General features: G+C 56.7%; 22 protein-coding genes and 7 pseudogenes. 11 read left to right on the plus strand and 18 right to left on the minus strand.

What is annotated here, in order from left to right:
* Positions 1-3: 3 nt before the first annotated feature.
* The 3 genes and pseudogenes from JCM25354_RS03235 to JCM25354_RS16285 all read right to left on the minus strand — a co-directional run bounded on the left by JCM25354_RS03235 (position 4) and on the right by JCM25354_RS16285 (position 3,329).
* Positions 4-1,596, minus strand: a complete 1,593-nt coding sequence (locus JCM25354_RS03235) for an ATP-binding protein (protein WP_369345720.1) — start codon at positions 1,594-1,596, stop codon at positions 4-6.
* A complete protein-coding gene (locus JCM25354_RS03240; protein WP_025884942.1) occupies positions 1,553-2,272 on the minus strand; it encodes a response regulator in 720 nt (239 codons plus the stop codon). Before JCM25354_RS03240 ends, JCM25354_RS03235 begins: the two co-directional genes overlap by 44 nt.
* Positions 2,273-2,348: 76 nt before the next feature.
* Positions 2,349-3,329 (minus strand): annotated as a pseudogene (locus tag JCM25354_RS16285) (cysteine synthase A).
* Positions 3,330-3,473: 144 nt separating this feature from the next.
* Between JCM25354_RS16285 and JCM25354_RS03260 the strand changes: the two are divergent.
* Entirely contained in the window at positions 3,474-3,875 is a 402-nt protein-coding gene (locus JCM25354_RS03260; protein ID WP_025884946.1) for a rhodanese-like domain-containing protein, read from the plus strand.
* A 3-nt stretch (positions 3,876-3,878) separates the two neighbouring features.
* On the opposite strand, the gene bioD is transcribed toward JCM25354_RS03260, so the two are convergent.
* The 8 genes and pseudogenes from bioD to JCM25354_RS03295 form a co-directional block, all read right to left on the minus strand.
* Entirely contained in the window at positions 3,879-5,264 is a 1,386-nt protein-coding gene (bioD, locus tag JCM25354_RS03265; RefSeq protein WP_025884947.1) for a dethiobiotin synthase, read from the minus strand.
* Positions 5,261-5,473, minus strand: coding sequence for an alpha/beta fold hydrolase (locus JCM25354_RS19815; RefSeq protein WP_051537186.1), 213 nt, complete (start codon positions 5,471-5,473; stop codon positions 5,261-5,263). The genes bioD and JCM25354_RS19815 overlap by 4 nt, the downstream gene beginning before the upstream one ends.
* Complete coding sequence (locus tag JCM25354_RS16290; RefSeq protein WP_051537187.1) at positions 5,473-5,892, minus strand: alpha/beta hydrolase; 420 nt, start codon at positions 5,890-5,892, stop codon at positions 5,473-5,475. The genes JCM25354_RS19815 and JCM25354_RS16290 overlap by 1 nt, the downstream gene beginning before the upstream one ends.
* Positions 5,889-7,072, minus strand: a pseudogene (locus tag JCM25354_RS16295) (aminotransferase class I/II-fold pyridoxal phosphate-dependent enzyme). The gene JCM25354_RS16290 and the pseudogene JCM25354_RS16295 overlap by 4 nt, the downstream one beginning before the upstream one ends.
* Before the next feature lie 59 nt (positions 7,073-7,131).
* Positions 7,132-8,010, minus strand: coding sequence for an SDR family NAD(P)-dependent oxidoreductase (locus JCM25354_RS03280; RefSeq protein ID WP_084294626.1), 879 nt, complete (start codon positions 8,008-8,010; stop codon positions 7,132-7,134).
* A 138-nt stretch (positions 8,011-8,148) separates the two neighbouring features.
* The gene (locus JCM25354_RS03285; RefSeq protein WP_025884949.1) at positions 8,149-8,577 is read right to left on the minus strand and encodes a hypothetical protein; all 429 of its coding nucleotides are present in this window, start codon (positions 8,575-8,577) and stop codon (positions 8,149-8,151) included.
* Positions 8,578-8,663: 86 nt separating this feature from the next.
* Entirely contained in the window at positions 8,664-9,740 is a 1,077-nt protein-coding gene (locus JCM25354_RS03290; RefSeq protein ID WP_025884950.1) for a glycosyltransferase family 4 protein, read from the minus strand.
* A 4-nt stretch (positions 9,741-9,744) separates the two neighbouring features.
* Complete coding sequence (locus JCM25354_RS03295) at positions 9,745-10,377, minus strand: NUDIX hydrolase (RefSeq protein ID WP_025884951.1); 633 nt, start codon at positions 10,375-10,377, stop codon at positions 9,745-9,747.
* Between the two features lie 221 nt (positions 10,378-10,598).
* Here JCM25354_RS03295 and mtnA point away from each other — a divergent pair, with 221 nt between their 5' ends.
* The 3 genes and pseudogenes from mtnA (at position 10,599) to JCM25354_RS03310 (ending at position 14,081) form a co-directional block, all read left to right on the plus strand.
* Positions 10,599-11,702, plus strand: a complete 1,104-nt coding sequence (gene mtnA / locus JCM25354_RS03300) for an S-methyl-5-thioribose-1-phosphate isomerase (protein ID WP_025884952.1) — start codon at positions 10,599-10,601, stop codon at positions 11,700-11,702.
* Between the two features lie 112 nt (positions 11,703-11,814).
* Positions 11,815-12,770: pseudogene (locus JCM25354_RS16300) on the plus strand (DUF2272 domain-containing protein).
* Between the two features lie 15 nt (positions 12,771-12,785).
* Positions 12,786-14,081: an adenosylmethionine--8-amino-7-oxononanoate transaminase gene (locus JCM25354_RS03310; protein ID WP_025884953.1), complete on the plus strand. Its 1,296-nt coding sequence runs from the start codon at positions 12,786-12,788 to the stop codon at positions 14,079-14,081.
* Between the two features lie 122 nt (positions 14,082-14,203).
* Here JCM25354_RS03310 and sodC read toward each other — a convergent pair whose 3' ends face one another.
* Positions 14,204-14,737: a superoxide dismutase[Cu-Zn] gene (sodC, locus tag JCM25354_RS03315; RefSeq protein ID WP_025884954.1), complete on the minus strand. Its 534-nt coding sequence runs from the start codon at positions 14,735-14,737 to the stop codon at positions 14,204-14,206.
* Positions 14,738-14,908: 171 nt separating this feature from the next.
* The gene (locus JCM25354_RS03320; protein WP_025884955.1) at positions 14,909-15,376 is read right to left on the minus strand and encodes a hypothetical protein; all 468 of its coding nucleotides are present in this window, start codon (positions 15,374-15,376) and stop codon (positions 14,909-14,911) included.
* 436 nt (positions 15,377-15,812) lie between these two features.
* Between JCM25354_RS03320 and JCM25354_RS03325 the strand changes: the two genes are divergently transcribed.
* From JCM25354_RS03325 to JCM25354_RS16305, 3 genes and pseudogenes are all read left to right on the plus strand, one after another.
* Positions 15,813-17,156, plus strand: a complete 1,344-nt coding sequence (locus tag JCM25354_RS03325; protein ID WP_025884956.1) for an O-antigen ligase family protein — start codon at positions 15,813-15,815, stop codon at positions 17,154-17,156.
* A gap of 14 nt (positions 17,157-17,170) precedes the next feature.
* Entirely contained in the window at positions 17,171-18,133 is a 963-nt protein-coding gene (locus JCM25354_RS03330) for a CobW family GTP-binding protein (RefSeq protein WP_025884957.1), read from the plus strand.
* 5 nt (positions 18,134-18,138) lie between these two features.
* Positions 18,139-19,163, plus strand: a pseudogene (locus tag JCM25354_RS16305) (WD40 repeat domain-containing protein).
* Between the two features lie 89 nt (positions 19,164-19,252).
* On the opposite strand, the gene JCM25354_RS16310 reads toward JCM25354_RS16305, so the two are convergent.
* Both JCM25354_RS16310 and cobT read right to left on the minus strand, forming a co-directional pair.
* Positions 19,253-20,026, minus strand: a complete 774-nt coding sequence (locus tag JCM25354_RS16310) for an adenosylcobinamide-GDP ribazoletransferase (protein WP_035446676.1) — start codon at positions 20,024-20,026, stop codon at positions 19,253-19,255.
* A complete protein-coding gene (gene cobT, locus JCM25354_RS16315; RefSeq protein ID WP_035446677.1) occupies positions 20,027-21,049 on the minus strand; it encodes a nicotinate-nucleotide--dimethylbenzimidazole phosphoribosyltransferase in 1,023 nt (340 codons plus the stop codon). It abuts the gene before it with no gap.
* 48 nt (positions 21,050-21,097) lie between these two features.
* Between cobT and cobU the strand changes: the two are divergent.
* From cobU to JCM25354_RS16325, 3 genes and pseudogenes are all read left to right on the plus strand, one after another.
* Positions 21,098-21,591, plus strand: a pseudogene (gene cobU, locus JCM25354_RS16320) (bifunctional adenosylcobinamide kinase/adenosylcobinamide-phosphate guanylyltransferase).
* Positions 21,588-22,196, plus strand: a complete 609-nt coding sequence (cobO, locus tag JCM25354_RS03355) for a cob(I)yrinic acid a,c-diamide adenosyltransferase (protein WP_025884958.1) — start codon at positions 21,588-21,590, stop codon at positions 22,194-22,196. Before cobU ends, cobO begins: the two are co-directional and overlap by 4 nt.
* Before the next feature lie 14 nt (positions 22,197-22,210).
* Positions 22,211-23,647 (plus strand): annotated as a pseudogene (locus JCM25354_RS16325) (cobyric acid synthase).
* Between the two features lie 37 nt (positions 23,648-23,684).
* Here the strand turns inward: JCM25354_RS16325 and JCM25354_RS03375 are convergent.
* Complete coding sequence (locus tag JCM25354_RS03375; RefSeq protein WP_148301358.1) at positions 23,685-24,119, minus strand: hypothetical protein; 435 nt, start codon at positions 24,117-24,119, stop codon at positions 23,685-23,687.
* 278 nt (positions 24,120-24,397) lie between these two features.
* On the opposite strand from JCM25354_RS03375, the gene JCM25354_RS03380 reads away from it, so the two are divergent.
* Positions 24,398-25,306 carry a LysR family transcriptional regulator gene (locus tag JCM25354_RS03380; RefSeq protein ID WP_025884963.1) on the plus strand — a complete coding sequence of 303 codons (909 nt, stop codon included), beginning with the start codon at positions 24,398-24,400 and terminating at the stop codon, positions 25,304-25,306.
* A 23-nt stretch (positions 25,307-25,329) separates the two neighbouring features.
* Here the strand turns inward: JCM25354_RS03380 and bluB are convergent.
* A pseudogene (gene bluB, locus JCM25354_RS16330) lies at positions 25,330-25,970 on the minus strand (5,6-dimethylbenzimidazole synthase).
* Entirely contained in the window at positions 25,967-26,932 is a 966-nt protein-coding gene (gene cbiB, locus JCM25354_RS03390; RefSeq protein WP_025884964.1) for an adenosylcobinamide-phosphate synthase CbiB, read from the minus strand. Before cbiB ends, bluB begins: the two are co-directional and overlap by 4 nt.
* Between the last annotated feature and the right edge of the window lie 7 nt (positions 26,933-26,939).

Consider the following 26,939-nt stretch of genomic DNA (forward strand, 5'->3'; position numbering starts at 1 on the left):
GGTTCAGACAGGCAGGATGACGCTTGCTCGCAAGCCTCCCTCAGGCCTGTTCATCAGGGTCACATCGCCGCCCTGGCCTCGCAGGGTCGAGCGGGCAATCGCAAGACCCAGGCCAGTGCCGCCGGTTTCGCGATTGCGGCTTGTCTCAGCGCGGACAAAGGGCTCGAACATGCGTTCGAGATCTTCCGGGGGAAGGCCGGGACCACTGTCATCAATGCGGATGCAGATGGCCTTTTCCTGATCGGGGCCTCGTGTGAAGGTAACGCTGATACAGGCTGACCCACCATATTTCAGGGCATTCATGACCAGATTGGTCAAAGCGCGTTTCAGCGCCAATGAGCGTGCCTTGATTCGGATCGGCGCCTGAGGCGGCTCATAGCTGACTTCCTCTGCGAGATCAGGGCGTGCCTCAGCAGCCTCATCTGCAATGGTCTGGAGCAGGGCACTCAGATCCAGCGTGGTCATAGGCTCCAGTGTCGAGCTGTCGCGACCAAAGGCGAGGGTGGCAGCGACCATGCTTTCCATTTCATCCAGATCAGCCAGAAACTTGTCGCGCAACTCGTCATCATCAATGAACTCGGCACGCAGTTTCAAACGGGTGATCGGGGTACGTAGGTCATGACCGATAGCCGTGAGCATGAGTGTGCGATCGGTCACAAAACGCCGGATGCGGGCGGCCATCGTATTGAACGCGACAGCCGCCTGACCGATTTCTGTAGGGCCTGCCTCAGGGAGAGGCTGGGCGTGAACGTTGCGGCCGAGTGCGGTGGCCGCGTTGGCCAGCGTGGCAACAGGCGCGATGAGACGATGCGATCCCCACAGGATCAGCCCGCCACCACAGATGGTCATGAGTGCAAACGAGATCATGAAAGTAGGTGAGCCAAACGGGTTGGGAGGCCGGACAGTGTAACTCATGACGAGCCACCGATGGTCATCAGGCATCTGGAAAGACAAGGCGTAATGTCTCGTACCAGGCTTGTGACTGATGAGTACCCGCTCAGGGCGGAGACGCACGGGAAGCATGCCGATTCCCGCAAGGGGCGGTGGCATGAAGCCGGGAGTGCGTCGGTCATCGGGCGAAAAACCGTCCATACCATTCGGGGGAGGCTGTCCTCCCTCGAACGGAAAGGGGGGACGCCCTTCTCCCCCGGAAAAATCGCCCGGTCCTCCGCCTGGTGGCGGTCCTCCGAATCCGGGCTCTTCCTGTCCGCCTGGCGGGCCGCCATGCATCATGGGATTCATTCCAAAAGGAAGCGTAATAAAAGCGCCGGGAAGATGCGTATCGGGTTTGTCGTCGAAAATGATCTTGAAATTTGACGGTACTTCAAGTGCAGCCAGGCTGGTTTCACGATCAGAAGGAGGAAGCTCGACAAGGGTGTGATAGATCGAAAAGGCGTGATGCTCGTTCTCATGCATCTCGGCCCGGTCGGCAATATTGAGATGGTCGAGGGCATGAATGGTCAGGCCGGCTGCCTGAACCACGCAGAGCCCTGCGATCAGAAGCAGATTGGTGCGCGCTCTGAGCGAGCGCGGCAGCAGCTGGATCACAGCGTCAGAGGCGTTCGACATCGGCGGCAAGGACATAGCCTCCGCCACGCACGGTCTTGATCATCTGGGCATTGCGGCCATCGTCTTCGAGCTTTCGTCGCAGGCGGCTGACGGCCACATCGATGGCGCGATCGAAGGGGCCGGCCTGTCGTCCGCGCAGCAATTCGAGCAGCATGTCGCGTGTCAGAACACGGTTTGCACGCTCCAGAAAAGCCAGAAGCATGTCATATTCGCCGCCGGTAAGAGGCACTTCAGCACCATCGGGATTGAGAAGGCGGCGACGGGCCGGTTCCAGTGTCCATCCCGAGAATCGGATGGTCCGGGAATCGGCTGAAAGCTTCTTGTCGGAGCTGTCGGCCGTCCGGCGTAGTACGGCCCGGATGCGGGCCAAGAGCTCACGCGGATTGAAGGGCTTTGCGACATAGTCGTCAGCGCCGAATTCCAGACCGATAATACGGTCTGTCTCGTCACTCATGGCCGTGAGCATGATGATAGGCACATTGTCCTGGCTGCGCAGCCAGCGTGCAATGTCGAGACCACTTTCTCCCGGCAGCATAAGATCGAGCACCACCAGCTGATAATGCCCGGCGGCCCAGGCGCGACGGGCCTCGCGCCCGTCACGTGCGGCTGTCACACGGAAATGGTTGCGTTCCAGAAAGCGGCAGAGCAGCTCCCGGATCTCACGGTCATCATCAACAATCAGAAGGTGCGGGTTCGTTTCCATGAATGTAACATTGGTCCGAATCGATCCTGCCCCACAAGGGGGTGTTTCACTCCGTCACAAGTTGCGAAAACCTGTCTCAATCGAGCCAGGGAGGGGTGGGAAGATTTTTGGCCCGCAGAAAGGCAGGATTGAAGATCTTGGACTGATAGCGTGCCCCGCCATCGCAGAGAATTGTTACAATGCGATGCCCTGGCCCGAGTCGTTTTGCGACGCGAATCGCCGCGGCAACGTTGATGCCCGCTGAGCCACCGAGAGAGATACCCTCGCGTTCCTGCAAGGAAAAGATCTGTTCCAGCGCTTCGGCATCGGGGATACGTTCAGCATCGTCGATGGCAATACCTTCCAGATTGCCGGTCACACGGGACTGACCGATGCCTTCGGTTATCGAGCCTCCGGAAACGCTTAGATCATTGGATTTGACCCAGCCATAGAGACCGGATCCTTCCGGATCTGCCAGAACAATTTCGGGGCGCTTGCGCCCTGCCTGCTCGGCAAGCTCACCAAGACCCAGGCAACGCCGGCAAGTGTACCACCTGTCCCACAGGCGCAGGTGAAAGCATCGACATGCCCGTCGAGCTGCTTCCAGATCTCAACCGCTGTGGTGGTGCGATGACCTTCCCGATTGGCTGTATTGTCGAACTGGTTGGCCCAGACAGCATTTTCGGTCTCCTCGGCAAGCCGACGCGAAACATGCACGTAATTGCCCGGATCGCGGAACGGTTTGGCGGGAACAAGACGCAGATCCGCACCAATCATGCGGAGAAAATCGATTTTTCCTGACTTTGTGTCTCGGGCATCACGATGATCGTGCGATAGCCGCGTGCTTGGCAACAAGCGTGAGACCGATACCCGTATTACCCGCTGTTCCTTCCACAATGACGCCGCCAGGTTTGAGTGCGCCACGTGATTCGGCGTCGAGAATAATGGCAAGGGCTGCGCGATCCTTGACCGAACCACCGGGATTCATGAACTCCGCCTTGCCGTAAATATCGCAGCCTGTTGCCTCAGAGGCCAGTTTCAGGCGGATAAGGGGGGTGCCGCCAATTGCGCCAATCATGCCGTCAGAAGGGTGCTGCCAACCGGAAATCGGGCCCGTAGGAGACAGGGAAATCGGGGTCTGCGTAGTCATCTGCATTCCATCCTATACGTCTGCAGTTTGAGAGTTTAACGTCGCGACATGTAAAATAAATGAGGAAGAACGATGGTCGACTGTATATCAGCGCGTGAGGCATGGGAACGTCTGGGTACTGACAGGGATGCGGTTCTGATCGATGTACGCATGCCCAATGAGTGGTACACCGTTGGTCTGCCCAATCTGAGCTCACTCGACAAAGACGTCATCGCGTTGAGCTGGGATCCGTATGACGCTGCCGGTTTTGCACAGGCATTGAGCGAAGCTGTCCCATCCCGCAAAACGCCTGTTTTTTTTCTGTGCCGGTCAGGGATGCGCTCGCAGCAGACGGCGGAGCTTGCGGCTCATCTGGGCTATGAGGTCAGTATAAACGTCGTTGAGGGCTATGAGGGGCCGCCAGATTCCACAGGCCAGCGGGGACGTGTTTGTGGCTGGCAGTTCCAGAATTTGCCGCGTTTCTTTCCCACCTGATTTTCAATAGCCCTGCTGGTGTAATGACCGGGCAAGTTTCCCGGCTTCGGTGGCGATGGTCTCGGGCGTGACCTCCGCCAGAAAAGGAATTTCAGCCAGCACTGTGACTTGGCCAAAATGCTCGATAGCGGCTCGGTTTCTGGCATTGGGTATGCCACTCATCACCACACCCGCCACGTTGATGCCGTGTTTGCGCAGAGCTGAGAGACTGAGCAAGGTGTGGTTGATGGTGCCGAGTCCACTGCGGCAGACGAGAATGACCGGGAGATCGAGGCCAGCCAGCCAGTCGATCAGCAGAGTGTCGTCATTCAGGGGAACCATCAGCCCACCTGCACCTTCCACGACAAGGGGACTATCTGTTTGTGGAAGATCCAGATTGTCGAGTGTCACGGTCACATTTTCCAGTGCCGCCGCATCCTGGGGGGAGAGGGGTGCCTGAAACGCATAGGCGGAAGGAAGGATCTGCGATGGTGATAACCCTGCCAGTTTCATAACGCTGGCCGTATCACCTGCTTCTTCACTCAGCCCGGTCTGGAAAGGCTTCCAGTATGTGGCGTTGAGTGCTTTGGTAAGGATGGCGGAAACAAGAGTTTTGCCAATGCCCGTATCCGTGCCGGTGACGAAAAAACGCGCCTGTTTTCTGGCAGAACCAAAAGCAACCTGATAATTCATGATACCCGCTTTCCTGTCGAATTCCTGCATTATCCGGCGCAAATCGCGCCCGGTGAGAGATTCGCTGCCTTCTCGGGGGGTCGTTGCACCGATCGCTTTCAGATCAAGGAGGAACTGCCGGGCCGACCCGACAGGGTCGCTGAATTTTCTGATTGTCCAGCTGCCGCGTAACGTTTCAGGCCATTCATCCTGAAGTGCGTCCAAGCTAGGATATTCCGGAAAGCCGCAGGGCAGATCAAGAGTGTCACAGGCGTCCCGCCATTGGGCAAAACTGCCACGCGCGAGGGTCGTGACCTCTATTCTTCCATATGGCGCCAGCATTCTTTCCAGACGTCTGAATGCTGCGCGTCGATCAGTAAACCACTGCAGACAGAAGCTGGAGCAGATCAGGTCGAAGCAGTCTTCCAATACGGGATATTCAGCGTCCATCACGTGAAACCTGACGTCTGGTACAGCTTCTTTTGCGCGTTCGATCATTCGAGGAGAGAGATCAATTGCTGTCAGGGCTGCCTGGGGAAAAATCAGGCGCAAAGCACGTGTCAGTATTCCAGTACCGCATCCAAGTTCCAGAATACGGGCTGGTGCAGGGCGGTCTGCATAAAGTCGTGTCAGGGAATGGGCGAGCTCCGCAGCTGCGGCTGCCTGTACGCGCGCGGAAGTGTCATAATCCCGCGCATTGTCGAAGCAGGTTGCGACAGAATTGCGCGCAGTGGTCACGAGACGTCTCTGAGAGCATTGCTGATAATAGCGGCGCATTGATGAGGCGCTGTGAAAGGCAGAAGATGTCCCCCTTCGAAGATGAGGCGCGTTGCGTCAGGAAAGCTTGCCTCATGCATGGCGCCGGAAACAAGCTCATCGTCAGTACCATGTATGGCCATCAGACCCCTGCCCAATGAATGGGCCGTTGCACGGCCGTCACCTTCCATCAGCTCCGCCAGACCTTCATCAAGGACCGGCAGATCGAGGTGTGGGGGACAAGGAATAAAAGGGTGAATTGCCGTCTGAATTGCATGACTGTCTCATTCGTCGTGCGGGCGAGGCGGGTGCGCATGCGTGTGAGAACCCGTATCGGGAGGCCCTGTGGGAAATCATCTGCCTGGCTGAAGCGGGCAAATCCGTTGAAAGCGATGATTTTCCGGCATTGAGGCAGGGAATGTCTCAATGCCCATAAAGTCCCGGCAGAATGCGTAACCAGCACGAATGGCTGGTCTGGCAGGGTCGTGAAAGGTCGGGCCCCGCTATAGCCGCGCTCTAACAGGGTCATGTCGCATTGCCCCAATGCGTGGCAGACAGGGTGCCAGAAAGAGGCGTCGAAACTCCATCCATGCATGAAAACGAGTTTCATGCCTGTGTCTGTCGCAGTGCTGTGATGACAGAGTCGATGAGAGAGGCAATGGAAGCGTCATCATGACTGGCGCTGAGAGCAAGACGTAGTCTGGCTGAACCGGAGGGGACAGTAGGGGGCCTGATGGCAATGGTCAGAATGCCACGTTCTTCCAGAACTCTGGCCACTGAAAGGGTCGTTGTTTCCTCTCCCAGAATGACAGGGACGATCTGGGTATTCGAGAGGCCGGTATCGATCCCGGCAGCATTCAGTGCCTGGCGCAGTCTCTCGGCTTTCTGATGAAGTGCCTGCCGTTCCATATCGAGGCCGGGTACGATTTCAAGTGCGGCATCCATCGCCCCGAGCATCGGGGGGGATGGAGCAGTACTGTAGATAAAACCTGAACTGGCCGTGATAATCCAGTCGCACAGGGCGCGCGACCCGGCGATATAGGCGCCCATACTGCCCAGCGCCTTGCTGAAGGTTCCCATGACGAGATCGACTTCATGGCCATGGGAGAGACCACGCCCCTGGGGTCCCAAGACGCCTGTGGCGTGTGCCTCGTCGAGATAGAGGAAGGCATCGTAACGCTTCGCAAGGGCCGAAAGGGCAGCGATATCAACCGTATCGCCATCCATCGAAAAAACACTTTCGGTCAGGATAAAGCGCATACCTGGCAGATCGGTATGCCGTACAAGCAGACTCTCCAGATGGTTGAGGTCATTATGCCGGAACCGGATCTGTCGGATGCCGGCGGCGGCACAGCCTGATGCATGCTGGCATGATTGAGTCTGTCGCAGAATACGAGCGGTGCTTCGCCGGTCTGTTCCTTGGCAAGGCGGAACAGGGCGGGCAGAACGGCGGCATTTGCCTGCCAGCCCGAGGCAAAAAGCAGGGCGGCTTCTGTTCCCTTGAACTGCGCGAGGCGGTTTTCGACCCGTTCATGCAGATCCAGTGTGCCTGACACAAGACGCGAGGCGCGAGCTCCCGTACCGTGCTGCATAGCCCACTCGGCAGAGCGTTCGCGCAAAAGCCTGTGACCAGAGAGCCCCAGATAATCATTGGATGAAAAATCGGTAATGGCCTGCCCCCGGTGCAGTACCTGGTCAGGTGTAAGCTGCAAGGGGCGTAGCTGGCGGCGCAAGGAACGGGCCTCCAGGTCTTTGAGGGCTCGTCTGAGAAGCGGATCGAAACGCATCATGCCAGTTCCCTGCCGCTGCCACCCGGGCTTGTCAATCACATGTCAGGGAGAGCACGTATTTACAGACGTGTCTTGGTCCGGAGATAACCCCGCTTGCCAATGAAGCGAAGCAGGGGAAGCGAAAGACGCAGCAGACAGGGGGCGAGCATGCAGAGCCGACCGAAAACCCCGTCAATCGCAGGAAGAAACCGCTCGGATCCGCACCGGATCAGCTGATCCGTTACCGCTTTTGCAACCACATCAGGATCAAGAGGCGTACTGACGTAATTCAGGACGGACCCGCCCTCTTTCATTTCGCGGATCAGCATGTCGGTCTGTACGGCGCCCGGAAAAACGGAACTGACCAGAATGCCGCGTGGTCGAGCCTCCTGGGCCAAGGAAAGAGCAAAGCTGCGTAGACCGGCTTTCGCTGCGGCATAAACGGCACTGCCTGCAAGCGGCATGACCGCTGCCATGGAGTTGACGAAAACAATGCAGCTCTTCTGCCTGCCATCAATGGTTTGCATCAAAGGCAGCAGATGACGTGTCAGCAGGATCGGCGCACTCAGATTGAGGCTGATCTGAGTCGTGATGTCTTTTTCATCGGCTGTTGCCATAAATGAGGGTGAGATTGTTCCTGCACAATGAATGACGGCAAAAACAGGCGCATGATGTTCGTGGATGCGGCTGCAGGCTTCTGCAAGTGATCCGGAGGCGCCAAGATCACAGGCGATATGAGAGAGCAGCTCGGACTCAATCGCCGGTTTGGAGCGGCAGAGCGCAATGACCCGATAATTCTGATCGAGAAGACGCCTGGCGATCAGAATACCGATTCCGCCCGAAGCTCCTGTCAGAACGACGGTTCTGCGGCACCCTGGCGAAATATCCCGAGCGGGTTTGGGCTCGTGGGAGGCGTTGGCCGCAAGGGGAGTACCCTGAGGGGGGGAAGAAACCGTCATGGATTCCGTCTTACCTCCGAAATTCGGTGCAAGACATGCGAATTCGGAAGAATCAGGTCTTTTTTTGTTCTGCATGTCATTCCCCCTGCCTTGAGGAAGCAGGGGGGCGAGTTTATCGACGGGAGGAATTCAGAACGATCAGTTCAAACGGCCGAGGTTACGGAAGTCCTGCCTTGTCTTGCTGGAGAGCGCTTTGATGCGATCATGTTGTGCCTTCTGGTCAGCCCGCAGCTGATCGATCTGCTTTGTACGATCCTGGGTGACCTGGTTGAGCTTGTTTTTCTGTTCATCGATCTTGCCCTGAAGCTTTTCGCGCTCCCGCTCAGGGGCATTGGTGTATTTGTCGCGCAGGTCATCGATCTTCTTCTGACGTGCTTCCACGGCATCGCGATTCTTCTGCTGCAGGTTCTGAACACGATTATTCAGGCAGTTTTCCTTGTTGGCCAGCCGACCAATCATATCGGTGCCGGAAGTATTGTTATTGCAGCCTGAAGTCTGTGCTTGAGCCAAGGGCATGGAAATCATAGATGCCAGAGCCATTGCCGATAGAATTCGTGTCTTGATCATGATGTTTCTTTCAGGTTTATACTGATATCTTATTATAGATATGCTTAATGTGTCGAATATGCGGCGTATCAGTCAGATTGTCGTCTTTATTTCCGGTTTTTTGTAGAGCGTTCGCGCATTTTCTGAAGAAACTTGCGGGCCGCGACGAGGTCAAATTTCCGCGCCTGTTCCCGCCCACGGGCCATACAGTCTGCCCGCAGGGCTGAATCATTGATCAGGCGAAGCAATGCCTGTTCGAGAGCGTCGCCATCATCCGGCAAGGCCAGAAGAGCGGCTTTGCCAACGACTTCGGGCAGGCCACCACGGGGGGAGGCGATAACGGCGGCACCACTCGCCATGGCTTCGAGCGCAGTCAGACCAAAAGGTTCTGGCCAGCGGCTTGGCACAACGACGATCGAGGCGGCCGCCATGGCTTCGAGTACCTGATGATGCATCTGATAACCGCAAAGCGTGATGCCGGCCGCACGCGCACTGGCCTCGACACGGTCGACGAAAGTCGTGCGTGGCGAGTTGAAACGGAATCTGTCTGCACCGATCATGACGGCACGCCATTCCGGCACCTGTCCGGCGATGGCCGCCCAGGCGCGCACAAAGGCATCTGCACCCTTGTCGGCAACCATGCGCCCCGCGAAGAGCACAAGCCTGGAGCGTTCTGCCGGAGAAGGCGGCAGGGCTGACAGATCGAGGCAGTTCGGCATGACTGTAACAGGGCCGTCATCCAGATCTTCCAGATAGCGACGGCGCAGCCATAACGAGACGGTAAAGACGCGTACACGCTGCATCAGCTCCTGCCTCTGACGGGGGCGTTTGGCGCCATGCATGTCCTGCGGGTCATTATGCAGAATGAGATGAACGGGAATACCGCATTTGCTCAGTGCGCGCGCCAGGGCAGGGCGGTTATGAACTTCAATGAGATCAGGTTTATGTCGACGGATCTCTCGCTGACAGGCGATACGGTAACGTGTCCCGTCCTGTCTCCAGCGATGCAGGCCGCCTGGTTCGGTCACGGCGAAGAACTGCCCTCCCGGCAGGGGCGTATCGGGAATTTCTGTGCCGATGACGATATCGTCAGGTGTGGCGAGACGCGATACCAGAAGAGCAATGGCGCCTGCCCGATCGGGGGCATAACCTTCCCGGCGGGGAAGGACAATCATGACTTTCATGGACTCAGTCGTAATCCGTCGCCATTTCAGGGTGAGCGTAATGCTCGAACATGCGTACAAGCTGATGGGGTTGCAGACGGCCGAGAGAAAGATCGGTTGGCAGGTTCTGGCGGTCGAACCAGCCAATGCCCGAGGTTTCGAGATTGTCGATCGTCGCTGTGCCGCCTGTCAGGCGGCATATATAGAAAACCTTTGCGCAGCTGTAGAGATCGGGTGGATGTCCCTGGGTATCGCGATCCCATAATGCTGCGAGCTTGATGATCTCGGCAGTATAGCCGCTTTCTTCCAGCACTTCCTTCAGTGTGTTCTGGGCTGTGGTGAGATTCACATCCGCCCATCCGCCAGGCAGCGTCCAGCGATCATGGTCGATTGCCTCACGCACCATCAGAATATGGCCCTGGTCGTTGAATACGGCACCCCGAACGTCGATTTTGGGCGTTGTATAGCCGCATTCCTTTTCAAGCAGGGCAAGCATGCGCTCAGGCGTCGTCTCGCTCAGCGCGGACAGCATTTTTGCAGAAAGCAAACGGAGCTGCTCGTAACGTTCGCGATCATAGGGATTCTGACAGAAGGTGAGCCCGTTCTGGGCGATTGCCTGAACGTCTCTTGCCCAGATCAGCCATTGCGGTTCGCTCATGCCAAGGTCCTCTCGCTCAGGGCTCGATATAGACCGGATCGCTGCGAGTGCAAAACAGTCGTTCTCCTTGTCTGATTCATATCAGGGGTGATTGCAGCCCGCAGACTGCAGGAAGATTTCAGCGGCTCAACGGAAAAGAAAGGGCAGAAAACTTGAGTCCGGCTTCCTTATTTGCCACATGAGAATCTCCCCATCCTGACGCCCGAAAGACGGATACTCACGTGAAAATCAACGGCACGCCCTATCGCAGCGTCTGGCGCGACGCGCATGATCCCAGACTGGTTCATATCTTTGATCAGACAAAACTCCCCTGGATGCTTGATATTCTTGCCTTGCAGGACGAAGCGGAAGTGGCTCATGCCATACGTACCATGCAGGTTCGCGGTGCCCCTCTGATTGGCGCCGTTGCGGCTTATGGACTTGCCTTTGCCTTGCAGAAAGATGCGTCGGATGCCGGCCTAACAGATGCCGCAGCCATGCTTGTCGAGACGCGCCCGACTGCCATCAATCTGCGCTGGGCGATCGAGCGCATGGTCGCGCATCTGCGTCCGCTTGCGCCCGAAACCCGTGTCGCGGCAGCCTATGAAGAGGCCGATGCGATCTGCGATGAAGATGTGCAGGTCAATGAAGCTATCGGGCGTCATGGTCTGGAACTGTTCCGTATGCTCTGGGAAAAGCGTCGCCCTGGTCAGGAACGTCTGAACATCCTCACTCATTGCAACGCAGGCTGGATTGCGACTGTCGACTGGGGGACAGCACTCGCTCCGATCTATATGGCGCATGATGCCGGTCTGCCGGTGCATGTCTGGGTGGATGAAACCCGTCCGCGCAATCAGGGTGCGCTGCTTACGGCCTGGGAGCTGGGTGCACATGGGGTGCCCCATACCCTGGTAGCCGATAATGCTGGCGGTCATCTGATGCAGCATGGTGATGTCGATCTGGTGATTGTCGGCACGGATCGTGTGACGCGCCAGGGTGATGTTGCCAACAAGATCGGCACCTATCTCAAGGCGCTTGCAGCACGGGACAACAATGTTCCGTTCTGGGTAGCACTTCCTTCCTCTACCATAGACTGGCGCGTGACAGACGGTGTGAAGGAGATCCCGATCGAGGAACGTTCGGGTGAGGAAGTGACCTATGTTCACGGCCTTGATGAACATGGCCAGGCCGCACGTCTGCGTGTAACACCACAGCAGACACAAGCTGCCAATCCGGCTTTTGACGTGACTCCGGCACGTCTGGTTTCCGGTCTTCTTACGGAACGCGGACGCTGCGATGCCAGTGCCGAAGGTCTGGCTGCCCTGTTTCCCGATCTTGCAGGTTGATCAGCTGTGAAGAGAGCGGCACTTGACCGGAGGACCGCTCTCGTTCCTATCTCCTTATTACGAACCGGCGCTGTTCGGCGCTCGTTACGTGTCTAACGGATAGGAACAGATCATGAGCGCCGGACTGGCTTTTATTTCCTTACCTCGATTGCAGAGAGTTCGCCTGACCCGCGGATCGCTTCTGGCTTTCGGGGCATTGGGCCTGTTGCCGAGTTGTTCATCGACCCCGCAGCCTGCCGCCCAGACCCCCGTCCAGACGCCCATGGCGCAGTATGCCAACGGTCGCACCGGCGCCTATGGTTATGACGGACATGTCCCTGATTTCGCTTCTCGCAATTTTGTCCCGTTCAATCGTCAGGATGTCGTGGCCATTGCCATGCGTGAGTGGCGCATGTTCGGCAGTCCCGTAAGCGATGATGACCCGGAAGATCGCCCTGAGCCCAGCGCGCCATCGCTCAAACCGGAACGCATCCCTGGCTTATGGCAGCGTGTCGGTGAATATTGGTGGATCGGTCAGGACCCTTATGAGACCGAAGTGTCGTGGAGTGGCAAATACAACGCCGACGGCCAGCTTTTCCGTCCGGAAACGACGGGCATTATGCATGGTCTGCGGCTTTCATTTCCTATGTAATGCGCGTTGCAGGGGCAAATGACCGTTTTCCCTACTCGCCCAATCATTCGACCTATATCAATGCGGCTGCTTCGGGTCAGTCTTCCGGCCTACGTGCGCAGGATCCCAGAAGCTATATTCCCCAACTGGGCGATCTGCTTTGTGTCGGTCGTGGCAAGAGCCGCAGTATCACCTTCGCCAATCTGCCTACCTCGTACGGCTTTCCGTCTCATTGCGGCATCGTGGTCGCCACGCGTCAGAACGCCCCCCCTTTCGGCAACGAGCTGAGCATCATCGGTGGCAATGTGGATGACACGGTGTCGCTCACCCATGTACCTACCGATGCCAATGGCGCACTGGCGACATCCGACGGGCAGTTCTACGATACGCGCTATCCATGGTGTGCAGTGCTTCAGGTTCTTTATGACGCTGAACGCGAGCCGGATAGCGGTCAGTAGACCGAACAGATCTGCATGAACGAGATACCCCTGACTGATCTGCCGAAAATCTGGTTACCCTATACCCAGATGAAGACAGCACCAGTACCTTTGCACGCAGTACGTACCGAGGGCAGCCGGATCACGCTGCAAGACGGGCGTGAGCTGGTCGATGGTATTGCGTCATGGTGGACGGCCTGCCACGGCTATAACCATCCGCATATCCATGCGCGGGTGAGTGAGCAGCTCGGGCGTATGCCGCATGTGATGTTGGGCGGGCTGGTTCATGAGCCGGTTCGGGAATTATCCGAACGTCTGTCGATCCTGCTTCCGGGCGATCTTGATCACAGTTTTTTCACTGATAGCGGATCTGTCGCTGTAGAGGTCGCCATGAAAATGGCGATCCAGTACTGGATCAATCGCGGTGTGCAGGGGCGCAAGAAGCTTCTTTCCTTCCGTGATGGCTATCATGGCGACACGCTGGCCACCATGTCGATCTGCGATCCGGAAGAGGGCATGCACAGTCTTTTCGCTGGCGCATTCCCCGAACAGGTTCTTGCTGATTTGCCCCGTGATGAAACGAGTTCTGCGGCGCTGGACGCACTTCTCGCAGAACGACGTCACGAAATTTCGGCGATCATTCTCGAACCTCTGGTCCAGGGGGCAGGAGGTATGATCTTTCATCCTCCCGAGGTACTGGTTCGTCTGCGGGCACTGGCTGACAAGCATGATGTGCTGCTCATTCTCGATGAGATCTTTACCGGGTTCGGGCGCACGGGCACGATGTTTGCCTGTGAGCAGGCCGGAATCATTCCGGATATCATCACTCTTTCCAAGGCACTTACCGGTGGTACTGTGCCACTTGCCGCTACTGTGGCCCGACGCCATGTGTTTGAGGCATTTTTATCTGACTCGCCTTCAGCCGCATTGATGCATGGTCCGACCTTCATGGCCAATCCTCTGGCCTGCATGGCGGCCTGTGCTTCACTCGACCTGTTCGAGCGCGAACCCCGCCTTGAGCAGGTGGCGGCAATTTCGCGCCAGCTTCGTGCAGAGCTGGAACCTTGCCGGGTCTTGTCAGGCGTGCGTGATGTGCGCGTTCTGGGAGCAATCGGGGTGGTGGAACTCGATTCTGTCGATGATATGAATCGTCTGAAAAATGCCCTTGTTGCCTGTAACGTCTGGGTACGACCGTTCCGCAGGATCGTCTATCTGACGCCTGCTTTCACCATTACATCCGATGAGCTGACTCGACTGACACAGGCTATATATCATGTCATTCGGGAAGGAGCATTCCGAAAGCCAGCCCGATCTCCAGACAGGAGTGCCTGACCCGGAGAAACTGAAGGAATGATCCGCTTTTCGCGGAGGAGTTCAACTCATGCTTTTCTGAGTAATGGTCACCAAAGGGCAGAAACCCTTTGATGAAAGACAGGGGCTGCTGCCCGAACGTATCAGTTCAGCGCTGCACAGGCGTCACGGGCCCCCGCACCACCAATTGGCTGGGAGACATAGTCGTCAGGGCTGGTATGGATGACCAGAGCCGAGCCATCAGTGTCTTTCAGTGCAGGTCGGCCGCCAGCACCGTGCAGTGATACGAGAGTCGAGTAAAGTTCGACGGTCGCTGTCCCATCTTTGGCGACATAGAGATTGGGCAGATCACCGGCATCCGTTGCGTTTGGTGTCAGAAGGCCATGTACGACTGGGGTAACAGCGTGGACATGGCCACCGGCGCTGGTGAACTTCGGCGGCGTGCAGCTGCCTTTTTCGTGGAAATGCATGCCATGCCAACCGGGGGTAAGATCTTCGGCTACTATGCGCAGCAGCACACCTTTTGGAGCATCGGTCACAGTAACGGTGCCGTGGGATTTGCCGTCCGTGCCCATCAGTGTACCGCTGGTAGTGTCTGCCGCATAAACCTGCGAGGTGCCGGCGAAGGACAGAACAAGTGAAATGAGCGAAAGTGTGTTTCTGGAAAAAGAATACATGGATCAGACCTCTTGTGGAGTGCGTCGGGCAAAGCAGAGTGAAAATCAGATCGAAACGATATGAGCTTGCCTGAGGTGAGATCGCTTCGCAACAACCGGTCTGCGTTCATGTGTGGTCATAAAAAAAGCGGCCCTAGGGCCGCTTTTTCAGAACTGTCGACGATCTGACAATCAGTCTTGGATCTGGAAAGACAGACCCTGACCACCTGCCGCAAGATGAGCGCCACGTGTTGCTGTGGTGATCTTGATCTTTACACCATTGCTGTTGCTCAGAATGGCACCGCCGATTCCGCGATCGAGTGTGGCGTCGCCATTCAGTGCACCGTAGCCACCATCAAAATCATGAAGGTTTTTCAGATTATAGACGATGCCTGTTGCCTCGATCTTGGAGAAACCGACTGCAGCAATATTGCCGCCTGAAATCTTGAAGCGATAGGTCTTGTTGCCAAAAGTCAGCGTGCCCTGACCCCAGGTGTAGCCGATACCGACATCAGCTGATTTGGCTGTAAGTGTGACATGACCGACCGGTGTGCCGAGCGCATCAGGTGTCTTGGGGGCGGCATGCGTTGCAGGCATAATGGCCAGGGCAGCTGCGGCGAAGGTGGAAGCGGCAAGAGCCCGGCGGGTAATGGAGCGCATCTGACTCGGTCCTCTCAAAAAAGGGTTCGTTATGAAGCGTTAACTCATTGCAGTGATTTTCGTTCCCGCCCGGTTATATGATCGCGAGGCAGTGAAGATCATGCCTGACTCCAGCCAGCCTGTTGAGGCCAGGTAGCCATGACGACATGGCGTGAGAGGAGACATCACGAGCATGGCGGGTTTCCCTGATCGGGGAAACACCGCCTTCGGTCGTCCTGCTCTCAGAAAGGCTGTTATGCGCTCGACGTGTGGAGGTGACATAATGGCTGCCGGGCAATCTTTTTGCCGGACGAAGACATTGATGACCCGAGTGGGCAAGATCCTGTTTTTCTGATCCGTTTCCATTCGAAGACAGGGTCAGTGTCCTTCCTGTGGTTCTTTCGGATCATAATGGCCTCACTTGCGCGGCACGAATGGAAACGGCATCACCTGAGGCATGACCAGAACCGATCGTTTTCTTCCTGTTCTTGATCGCCTCGGCCTCTGGGCGACGCTTCTGCTCCCTGTTTTTCTCACGCATGGCCGGGTCTTTTCAGAGATCACCATGGATGTGCTGGCGGCTGGTCTTCTGGCGCGTTCCGCATTGGGGCTGGGCTGGGGGTGGGCGCGTCAGTCCTGGGTACGCGTCGCGCTGCTCTGGTGGCTGTGGCAGGTCGTCTGTTCCCTGCCTCATATCGGTCTGGGCTCTTCTCAGGCGCTCACCCAGGCGATTCTGGCCATACGTTTTCCGCTTATGGCGATCGCGTTGCAGGTATGGACGCTCTCGACCGACAAGGCCCGTCGCGCGATCTCCTGGGTACTGGTTGCGTGCTGCCTCTATTTTGTCCTGCAATTTGTGGTGCAGGCGATATCGGGTCACAACCTGTTTGGCTATCCGCGCTATATCGATGGCACTCTGACCGGTCCCTATGCCCATCCGCGCGCGGCAGCGCCTTTCTCGCGTCTTGTTCTTCCCGTCATGATGTTTGGTTGTGCCTGGCTTGTGGCCTCTGGGGATGAGAGTGGAGTTCTGTCCGGTCGTACGGCACGGTTGCGTGGTTTTCTGGCAATGAGCTGTCTGGCTATTGGGGTGGTGGCGCTGATGGTGCTTGCCGGGCAGCGAATTCCCATGGCTCTGACCCTTCTGGGAATGGCGGTATGCGCCCTGTTTTATCGCCCCTTGCGTCCCGCTGCTCTGGCAGCCTTGTGCAGCCTGCCTGTACTTGTGCTTCTGGCGCGTATTTTCGCGCCTCAGCCCTTTCATCATCTTGTTATTCTGGCAGCGCAGCAGCTCTCGCATTTCTGGGAATCGCACTATGGTCTTGTCTTTACCCGTGCGGTTGTCATGGCGCAGGCCCATCCTGTCACCGGTCTTGGTTATGATGCCTTCCGTCATGCCTGTGCCAACCCCGCCTATCTGCATGGGCTTTCCTGGCTCAGTACAGTGCAGGACGGTGGCGGTACGGCTATCTGCGTACAGCATGCTCATAATCATTATCTGCAGGCCTTGACCAATGCCGGGCTGCCCGGACTGTTCTTGTTCTGCGGGTTGGTGCTGGGGTGTCTGAGGGCACTCTGGCCGTTACCGGGCCCGCATCTGGCCTGGCGCATCGGATTGTTTGCCGCTTTTTTTGTCCAGGAATGGCCTCTGGCATCTGCGAGCGACTTTCTCAATCTGCCGCTGGGAGGGTGGGCCTTCGTATTGCTGGGCGTGGGTCTGGCAGAAGCAGCGGCGCGCTCCGCCTCTGTTCCTCCTTTGCCTGCCACCCTATATGCTGGACCCACAGCAATTTCTCGCTAGGACCCGGAGCGCCGATGTCAGAGACCAAGATTCCCGTTACCGTTCTCACCGGTTTTCTCGGTGCCGGTAAAACGACGTTGCTCAATCATATTCTCGCTACCGAACACGGGCGCAAATATGCTGTTCTCGTCAACGAGTTTGGTGAACTCGGCGTCGATGGCGATCTGGTGGTCGATGCGGATGAAGAGGTCTTTGAAACCAATAATGGGTGTATTTGCTGCACAGTGCGCGGAGACCTGATCCGCATCCTTGGCAGTCTTCTGCGCCGTCGCGGCAAATTTGACGGGATCATTGTCGAAACGACAGGCCTTGCTGATCCGGCTCCCGTTGCACAGACTTTTTTTGTCGATGAGAATTTGCGCGAAAAATCCCGGCTGGATGCAGTCGTGACGGTGGTCGACGCTTATAATGTCATGCAGACTCTTGACGAGAGCCCGGAAGCTGTCAGTCAGGTAGCGTTTGCAGATGTGATCATTCTCAACAAGACCGATCTGGTTGATGAGGCTGGTCTTGAGGCTATAGAGGCCCGTCTGCGCGGCATCAATGTGAGCGTACAGATCCATCGTGCCCAACACAGCGCCGTTGCGCTGAGCGCAGTGCTCGATCAGGGAGGTTTTGATCTCGAACGGGCGCTCGAAACCATGCCAGATTTTCTGGAGAATAGCGAACATTCGCATGAGGAGGGTGTGACCAGCATGTCCTTCTCCGTGTCGGAGCCACTGGACGAGCCGCGTTTCCAGGCCTGGATCGGTGCCCTGCTTCAGGAACGGGGCGCTGATATCCTGCGGTCGAAAGGCATTCTGCATTTTGCCGGTCAGGAAGAACGCTTTGCGTTTCAGGCGGTGCACATGATGGCTGATGGCGATTACATCGGCAAAGGCAAGGAAGGCGACAGCAAGGAGTCACGCATCGTGTTTATCGGGCGCGACCTGAACCGTCCGCAGCTTCGTCGTGGCTTTGAGAGCTGCCGCGCATGAGTGAGATGACCGAACTCCTCGCCACCCGTGGCGCGGAAAAGACCATTGGATCGCCAGTAACTGTCGCTGCCTCCGCTCGTGACGGCCAGACCTTTGCGCTGGGCACGGTCGAGGGCGAAATCTTTCTTATCCCCGTAGCGGGCCTCAAACATCCCGAAACGTGGCAGCGTGTCGAGGCCCATGATGGCGCTGTACTCTGTCTGGCTCCCGATACGGGCAAGACCGGTTTTGTCAGCGGTGGCGAAGATAACCGTCTTTGCCGAACCGAAACTGACGGAACGGTAACCGAGCTTTATCGCGGGCGTCGCTGGGTCGAGTGCGTGGCGACCACAACGGCAAATATCGCGTTTTCTGTCGGCAAGCAGCTTGAGGTTCGTGATGCTGCTGGCCAGGTCACATTGAAGACCCTTGATCATCCTTCGAGTGTTACCGGCATTGTTTTCGACGCCAAGGGCAAACGCGTGGCGGCGTCTCATTACAATGGCGTCTCGATGTGGTTTGTTGGTGCCAAAGTTGACACCGTGCGCCCGCTGGAATGGAAGGGCAGTCATACGGCGCTCGCCATTCACCCTGGCGGAGAAGCGCTTGTGACGGCCATGCAGGAAAACGATCTGCATGGCTGGCGTCTGTCTGACGGCCATAACATGCGTATGAGCGGTTATCCCAAGCGTGTCACCTCACTTTCCTTTACCCGAAACGGGCGCTGGCTCGCGACTTCGGGGGCCGATGCCATTGTGCTCTGGCCATTCTTTGGTGGTGGTCCCATGGGCAAGCCTCCGACAGAGCTGGCGCGTCTGCCTGGTGTCTTCTGTTCCGCCGTATGCGCTCACCCCAAAAATGATATCATTGCTGCCGGATTTGAGGATGGTTCGGTGCTGTTGGCCGAGCTGGGCTCAGAACGTGTGCTACCGATCTGTCTTGGCAAGCGGGGCAAGGTGACTGGCTCGTCTTTTCACCTCTGGGCGGCGTGATGGTGTTCGGTACCGAAGACGGGGTGATTGCAGCCATTGATCTTTCGACAGCAGGGTAAGGCGACCGTAGAGTTCTGACTCTTTCCCGGGCAGAGAGGGTCATGCCCTCTGGTCCTGCCTGTTCGAAGCGGCCAGACCCTCCCGGTTCTCAGAAAGGCAGCTTGCTGAATCCGTCCAGACTGGCTCCGGTCAGGACGAGGAGTTCCGCGATAATGGCTGTGGCGCCCAGTATATCGCCAGTATAGCCGCCAATAAGGCGATAGGCGATGCTGCAAAGTCCCAATGTGCCAAGACAGGCGAGCAGGAACAGGGATAATGCGCCAAGCATCGAGAGAGAAGATGCAATCAGCGCAGTACATACCATGGCGATCAGCAACCCCTTGGCTGGCAAATGACGCAGCTGATGGGCCAGACCGTCGGCCCTGGCCGGTCGAAGCCAGAGAATGGGCAGTAACAGGGCAAGACGTGAAAAGGCACCGGCGGTCATCAGAACCGCGATGATATGAAAAGGGTTTGCTGCAAGCGCTGTCATGGTACCAGCGCGCAGCAGAAGGACGATACTGAGAGCCAGCCCTCCATAACTGCCGATCCGGCTGTCACGCATGATCTCCAGACGACGTTGTGGCGAGTTGCCGCCGAACAGCCCGTCCATGCAATCGGCAAAGCCGTCTTCGTGCAGCGCACCGGTCAACAGAAGCTGAAAGGTGATGGCCCAGCCTGTGGCAACAATGGCAGGCATGCCGAGCAGGATGCCGAGCGTTAATGCGGCACCGGTAGCGGCACCGATGGCACCGCCGATCAGAGGCCAGCACCAGCTGGATCGGGCCAGATCAACCCTTGATCCAGGAGTATGGAGCCATCCCGTCGGCAGGCGTGTAAGCAGGCTGATACCTGCAGCTAGATCTGCGCGAATGGTAGACATCTATTTCATTGTTTTTCGTTCATTTTCATCGGCGAAGGCGGCATCCGAAAAGCGCGCCATGCCATTGTGACAGGCGAGAGCGGCCCGCACAAGCGGGATGGCGAGAGCGGCCCCTGTCCCTTCACCCAGACGCAGATTCAGGTCCATGAGTGGTACAAAGCCGAGCCTGGATGCAAGCTGGCGATGTCCCTGCTCATGCGAGTTATGCGCAAGGCGCGTATGGGCGAGTCCCTCCTGATGGAGCGCGGCAAGAGGGGCCACGGCCGCTGTCACCACAAATCCGTCCAGCATGACAGGAATGCGCCTATGGCGTGCCGCAAGCGTGGCACCCAGCAGGGCAGCCAGTTCCCAGCCCCCGTAGATTCTGGCGAGCTCGAGAGGAGCATGATCGCGCCCGTGGAGGGACAGAGCCCGGTCAATGGCCTGTGCCTTGCGGATGACCCCTTCGTCATCAAGACCGGCGCCACGCCCGGCCCAGTAGGCACCGTCTTCTCCGAAAAAAGCCGCAGAGAGTGCGGCGGCGGCGGTGGTATTTCCCACCCCCATTTCGCCTAGGGCAAGCAGGTCACATCCGGCGGGAACCGCATTATATCCTGTCGAGACGGCTTCCAGAAACGCCTCGGAAGAAAGGGCCACATCCCTGGTGAAGTCGCCGCTTGCCACAAGATTGCCCACTGTCACGACATGCAGCCGGGCGTCGGCGTTGCGAGCGAGCTGATTGATTGCTGCCCCATCGCTCAGAAAATTCCGCACCATGGCTTCCGTGACGTTGGCAGGCCAGCTGGAGACACCCTGTGCCAGAACCCCGTGATTACCTGCAAAAATACAGATATCCGCCTGATCAAGACATAAGGGGCGCCACGAACCGAACCATTCGGCGAGTTCCTCCAGTCTGCCCAGACTGCCCGCAGGTTTGGTCAGAACAGCTTCACGCGCCCGGATCTGTGAAGCGGCGTCCTGATCGGGCATGGGGAGTATCGTGCAGGCCCTGTGGAGGTCGTCGAGCGATCGGAAAGGTGACATGGCGTCTTTCTGTTGGGATAAGTGCTCTTCTGCAAGAGGAAGTGGGCAATGAATTCCATTCTGGTTCTGGGTGGGGCGCGTTCGGGCAAGAGTTGCCATGCCGAATCGCTGGTCATGGCCGAACCGGCGCCCTGGCGCTATGTCGCTACCGGGCGAGCTGGGATGATGAAATGCGCGCACGTATTGCCTTTCATCGCGCAAGGCGCGGTGAAGGGTGGGAGGCCGTCGAGGCGCCCTTTGATCTTGTCTCTTCCTTGCACGGATCTCAGCCGGTTCTGGTCGACTGCCTGACCTTATGGCTGACAAACCTAATTTTGGATGAACGAAACATTGAAGAGGCCACGGAAAGCCTGCTTGATGCATTACGACAACGTTCAGCCCTGACTGTGCTTGTCGGAAACGAGGTGGGGTTGGGCATCGTCCCGGAAAATGCCTTGGCCCGCCGGTTTCGTGACGAGGCTGGTCTGCTGCATCAGAAGATTGCCCGTGAAGCGCGCCGTGTGCTGTTTGTAGCCGCGGGATGTGCATTGGAGATGAAATGACCCTGGATAATGACACCGCGCGGCATCGTGAAAAAATGAAACATCGCAAGGCGATCCAGGATCGTGAGGTGGCCGGGAAAACGATCGAGAAAGGTCTGATTGCAGTCCACACCGGTTCCGGAAAAGGCAAATCCACAGCAGCATTCGGGCTTGCCCTGCGTATGCTGGGGTATGAACGCAAAGTTGTGGTGGTGCAGTTTATCAAGGGGGCCTGGGATACGGGGGAGCGCAGGGCGCTGCAACGCTTTGGTGATCTGGCGCAGTTTCATGCGCTGGGTGAGGGCTTTACCTGGGAGACCCAGGATCGTGAACGCGATATTGCCGCCTGTCTCCGGGCCTGGGAACAGGCACTTGTCGCGCTGGCGCAGGAAGACGTTGCGCTGGTCGTGCTTGACGAGCTCAATATTGCCCTGCGTTACGGTTATATTGACGAACGGGCGATACTGCATGGCCTGCGCAATCGTCCACCACAGCAGCACGTCGTGATTACAGGGCGCAATGCGCCAGCCTGGCTGATCGAGGAGGCCGATCTTGTCACTGAAATGACGCTTGTGAAGCATCATTTCAAGGATGGCGTGAAGGCCCAGCTGGGGATTGAGTTTTGACTTCACGCGCCCTGATGTTTCAGGGAACGGGATCGAATGTTGGTAAATCGGTGCTTGTGGCGGGGCTTGCGCGTGTTCTGACGCGTCGTGGTCTCAGAGTGCGTCCCTTCAAGCCCCAGAACATGTCCAATAATGCCGCTGTCACTGCCGATGGCGGCGAAATAGGTCGTGCCCAGGCTCTGCAGGCGCTGGCTTGCGGCGTACCGGCCAGTGTGCACATGAACCCGGTGCTGCTCAAACCGCAATCGGAGCAGGGGTCCCAGATCATTCTTCAGGGTAAGGTCTGGGGGCAGGAACAGGCGCGCGCCTATCAGGAGGTCAAATCCCTTCTGATGCCGGCGGTTCTCGACAGTTTTGCCCGTCTCCAGGAGGAAGCAGATATTGTGCTGGTGGAAGGGGCTGGATCAGCCTCGGAAGTCAATCTCAGGCGTAACGATATTGCCAATATGGGTTTCGCCGAAGCTGCGGATCTGCCGTCATTCTGATCGGGGATATCGATCGTGGTGGCGTCATTGCGAGTCTGGTCGGGACGAAAAATGTTCTGGCCTCGTCTGATCACGAACGGATCAAGGGATTTATCGTCAATCGCATGCGTGGAGATCCAGTCTGTTTAACGATGGAATGCGATTTATAGCCGACAGAACCGGCTGGGCACCGTGCGGGCTGGTACCGTTTTTTGACCGGATGAGAGAGCTTCCTCCTGAGGATACTGGGGATCTTGTAATGGGATGGCAGGGCAGTGGAGCCTTGCGTATTGCCGTTCCCATGATGCCCATGATTGCCAATTTTGACGATCTGGATGCTCTGCGCGCCGAGCCGGATGTATCCATGGCATTCATTCCGCCTGGCCAGGCTTTGCCTATTTGCGATCTCGTGATCCTGCCCGGTTCGAAGGCCACGATGGGTGATCTTGCATTTTTTATCGCTCAGGGATGGGATGTTGATCTCAAAGCGCATTTTCGCAGGGGCGGGCACATCCTGGGTCTTTGCGGTGCTACCAGATGCTGGGGCGCCTGATTGCCGATCCGGAGGGTGTGGAGGGTAAAGCCGGCTCATGCGCGGGGCTGGGTTATCTGGAGATCGAAACCGTACTGATGCCGTCGAAGACTGTCAGGCAGATCGAAGGCGTTCTTCTGCCATCGGGAGCATCGGTCTGCGGATATGAGATTCATGCCGGAGCGAGCTTCGGACCCGGTCTCAAGCACCCGTTCGTCAGACTTTCAGATGGCCGTTTCGATGGGGCCCGATCGAAGGAAGGGTTGGTTTGCGGAACGTATCTGCACGGCCTGTTTGATCACTCTGCTTCTCGTTCGGCTTTACTCACTCAGTTGGGTATCGTTTCCGAGCCGTTTGAAAATACACGCCGCATCCTTGATACACTTGATGCTCTGGCAGATCATCTTGAAGAGCATCTGGATCTTGAAAGAATTCTTTTCTCCTGTCGAAGGTAATATTTTCAGTACAGGGGCGGGTTGCTTACTGTAATGGTCAGTAAGCAGGAACAATCCCGGACTGTTCAGAAAAAAGCATGCGAACATAGTTCAATGCATCGAGCATGACGCCATTTTCGCGGACGGAATAAGGATCTCCCTTGACTGACAGGCAGATGGTCTCTGGTTCGTCTGTCGCAATACTTCTGGGAAAATAAACGCGGCTCGTATTCTCAAGAAGATTCCACACTACGCGTACTGCAACAGGCTCCTGTTCATTTTTGACCAGCAGTTCGGTATCAGAGCCCAGAAAGGAAATGGCATCGTGCATATGCACGTCTGACAAGGGAATGGTATTTCTTGCAATATTTGGATCAATAGAAGTATTCGAATTGAATACTATTTCTGATTCGTAGTTATTTTGATAAAAAGTGAGAAAATTACGCGCAATCTCGGAGCTTTTTGATATGTTATTCCAGCGGTTATCGGTCATGTACTGACTCTCGCATGATGTGTTCAAGTGATGCATCCAAATCTCCTGTTTTTTCTATATATATTTTTGGGCGTTTTTTGGAGAAACATTCGTAAATGCAGTGTTATCCGCAACATTCGTTTAATTTTTTGACGATTTGTAACGATAAGAAGCTTTTCGGGTTCGTTTGTATGACTCAATTTTTACGACACATATCCTTTGCTGAAATGCTGTGTAAAAACAAGTCACGTTTTGGGAACGCGTCGTTCGTATTTTCAGAACGATGACTGAGAGAAAAAATGAAAAAGAAGATCAATTTCAATGCGATGATCTATTTTATTTCGGTGGTCGAGGCCGGGTCTGTCTCGGCAGCGGCTCGTACTCTGGGGGTGTCAAAAAGCGTCATCAGCAAGTCGATCTGTGATCTGGAATTGTCATTGCAGACGAGTCTTCTGGTACGAACATCGAAACAGATTTTGCCTACGCGGGCGGGAGAGGCTTTTTACAAGCAATGCATTGCAGGAGTCAGAACGATTGAGGCAGCTTATCTTGACGCGCAGTATCATGGCGCCTCCCCGCAGGGTGAATTACGCGTTCTCGCCAATGCCGCTTACGGACGCTATGTCGTCTTTCCGGTCATACAGGCTTTTGCAGAGCGTTATCCGGAATGTCGCGTGAGTTTCAAACTGGCCGATGACGTATCGGAAGCGAATATGGTCTGGTTTGATGTGGCGATCCGTACACGCAGTTTCGAAAATCATGCATTACATGTACGCCGGATCGGCAGTTTCAAGCGTCAGATTGTCATTGGTCGCGAGCATCGTGATCGTTTCGGACCGATTGAGACACTCGACTGTCTTCGTCAGTTGCCGTTTATCGATTATGTCAATCATATCGATCAGTCTGGCTGGACGTTCACTAATGGTCTCTCTGAGCGCCATGTCCAGTTCCAGTCAAGGATTACGCTCGGACCGATCAATCTCGTGCTCGAGAGCGTCATGGATGGTCAGGGTTTCTCGGTCCTGCCGGATTTTCTCTGTGAGCATGAGGCACTGAGCCCGCGTCTGGTTCATCTCCTGCCTGACTGGTCGGCGCAAAGCGGCAGTATTCTTGCCTATACCTATCCGACACGGCAGCGTTTGGCGGCGGTAAGGCTTTTTGTCGAATGGGTAGCCTGTGCGGCGCAGGGAATTCCTTTCCCGAACTAGATCCCGGCTACCACTGGTTTGAGTCAGCGTATGATCCAGTGATGACGTTCCGATGCCCGTTGTTCCCACCCCCGTCTTTCCAGTTCGGGGGTGTTATGTTCTTCCTCAGGATATCCGACGCAGAGATAGGCCATGAAACGCCACTCGGGAGGAACGTCCAGCAGGAGGCGCATATGTTCGGGGTCAAGGATGGAGACCCAGCCAAGCCCGATATTGTGAGATTGCGCCGCAAGCCAGAAGCTGTGAATGGCCATAACGGCCGACCATTGTACAGTCTCTGGCATGGTCATGCGCCCAAGTCCGCGCCCCTGTGCAGGATCAGGGTCGCAGAAGACGGCGATATGATGAGGGGCTTCGTCGAGGCCTGCCAGTTTGAGGCGGGCATAGGCAGCGCTGTCACTCTCGCTTTGTGCTGCCAGAGCCTCGGCATTCCGTTCGGCGAATTCGGCTTTGACTGCGGCACGGCGTGTGGGGGCGTCGACCCGGATGAACCGCCAGGCTGGCTCAGCCCGACGGATGGTGTGACGCAGGTAAGAGCAAGCATATGATCGAGCACATTTTCGGGCACAGGGTCACGCCTGAAATGTCGTACGTCCCGCCGCCATAAAAACAGCGAATCGAGCTGATCACGAAACTTCTGGTCGAATACAGGGGCTGCGGTCATGTGCGTACTCCAGTCAGCAGACTCAACAGGCAAATCGCCTGGATCAGGCACCCGAGGCGATAGAGTCTTAACGCTTTTGCAAGATCCTGCTCTCCGGCTTCGGCTTTGCCATCCCCCATCCACGAATCGACTACCATGATGCCATCATACTGTCTTGGCCCCGCCAGACGCAAAGCGAGTGCCCCTGCCATCGCGGCTTCGGGCCAGCCGGCATTAGGGGAGCGGTGACGGGCTGCATCGCGCCGGATTGCTCTCAGGGCGCCTCCGGCGGCATTGCCAGAGAGAAAAGCGGCCATACAGATCCATAAAGCGGTCAGTCGTGAGGCAGGTATATTTACACAGTCATCGCAAAGGGCTGCGGCTCGACCGAAATCGCGATGGCGTGGCGAGAGATGGCCGATCATGCTGTCTGCGGTGTTGATCGCCTTGTAGGCAACAATGCCCGGCAGGCCGAAAACAAGAAGCCAGAAAACAGGGGCAACCACCCCATCCGAAAAATTTTCGGCCAGACTTTCTATCGCTGCCCGCACCACGCCAGCCCGGTCAAGTGTTTCGGGGTCCCGCCCGACAATTTTCGAGACAGCATGGCGTCCCCCCACAAGTCCATTCTCGACAAGGCCGATCAGAACGGCTCTGACATGCTGATAGAGGGCACGTTGGGCAATCAATGTGCTGGCACAGAATGCTTCGAACCCGAAGCACATCTTTTCAGGCAGAAAATGACGAAACAGACCCTGCGCTACGAGGGTAATGCCGACAGGTACGGCGCAGATCATGACGAGCGCCAGCAGACCCAGGGCGCGTGCATGAAAAAACGTGTGCGGTCTGTTCAGATGTCGTTCGAGCGCTGTGATCAATCGGCCAATCCATGTTACCGGATGGCCAACACGCCGGAATAATGCGTCCGGATAGCCGAAAACTGCCTCGATCAGAAGGGCGCACAGAGTCAGGGAAAGGAACATGGGACGA

It is taken from the genome of Asaia prunellae JCM 25354, assembly GCF_000613885.1.
GTDB classification, from domain to species: Bacteria; Pseudomonadota; Alphaproteobacteria; order Acetobacterales; family Acetobacteraceae; genus Asaia; species Asaia prunellae.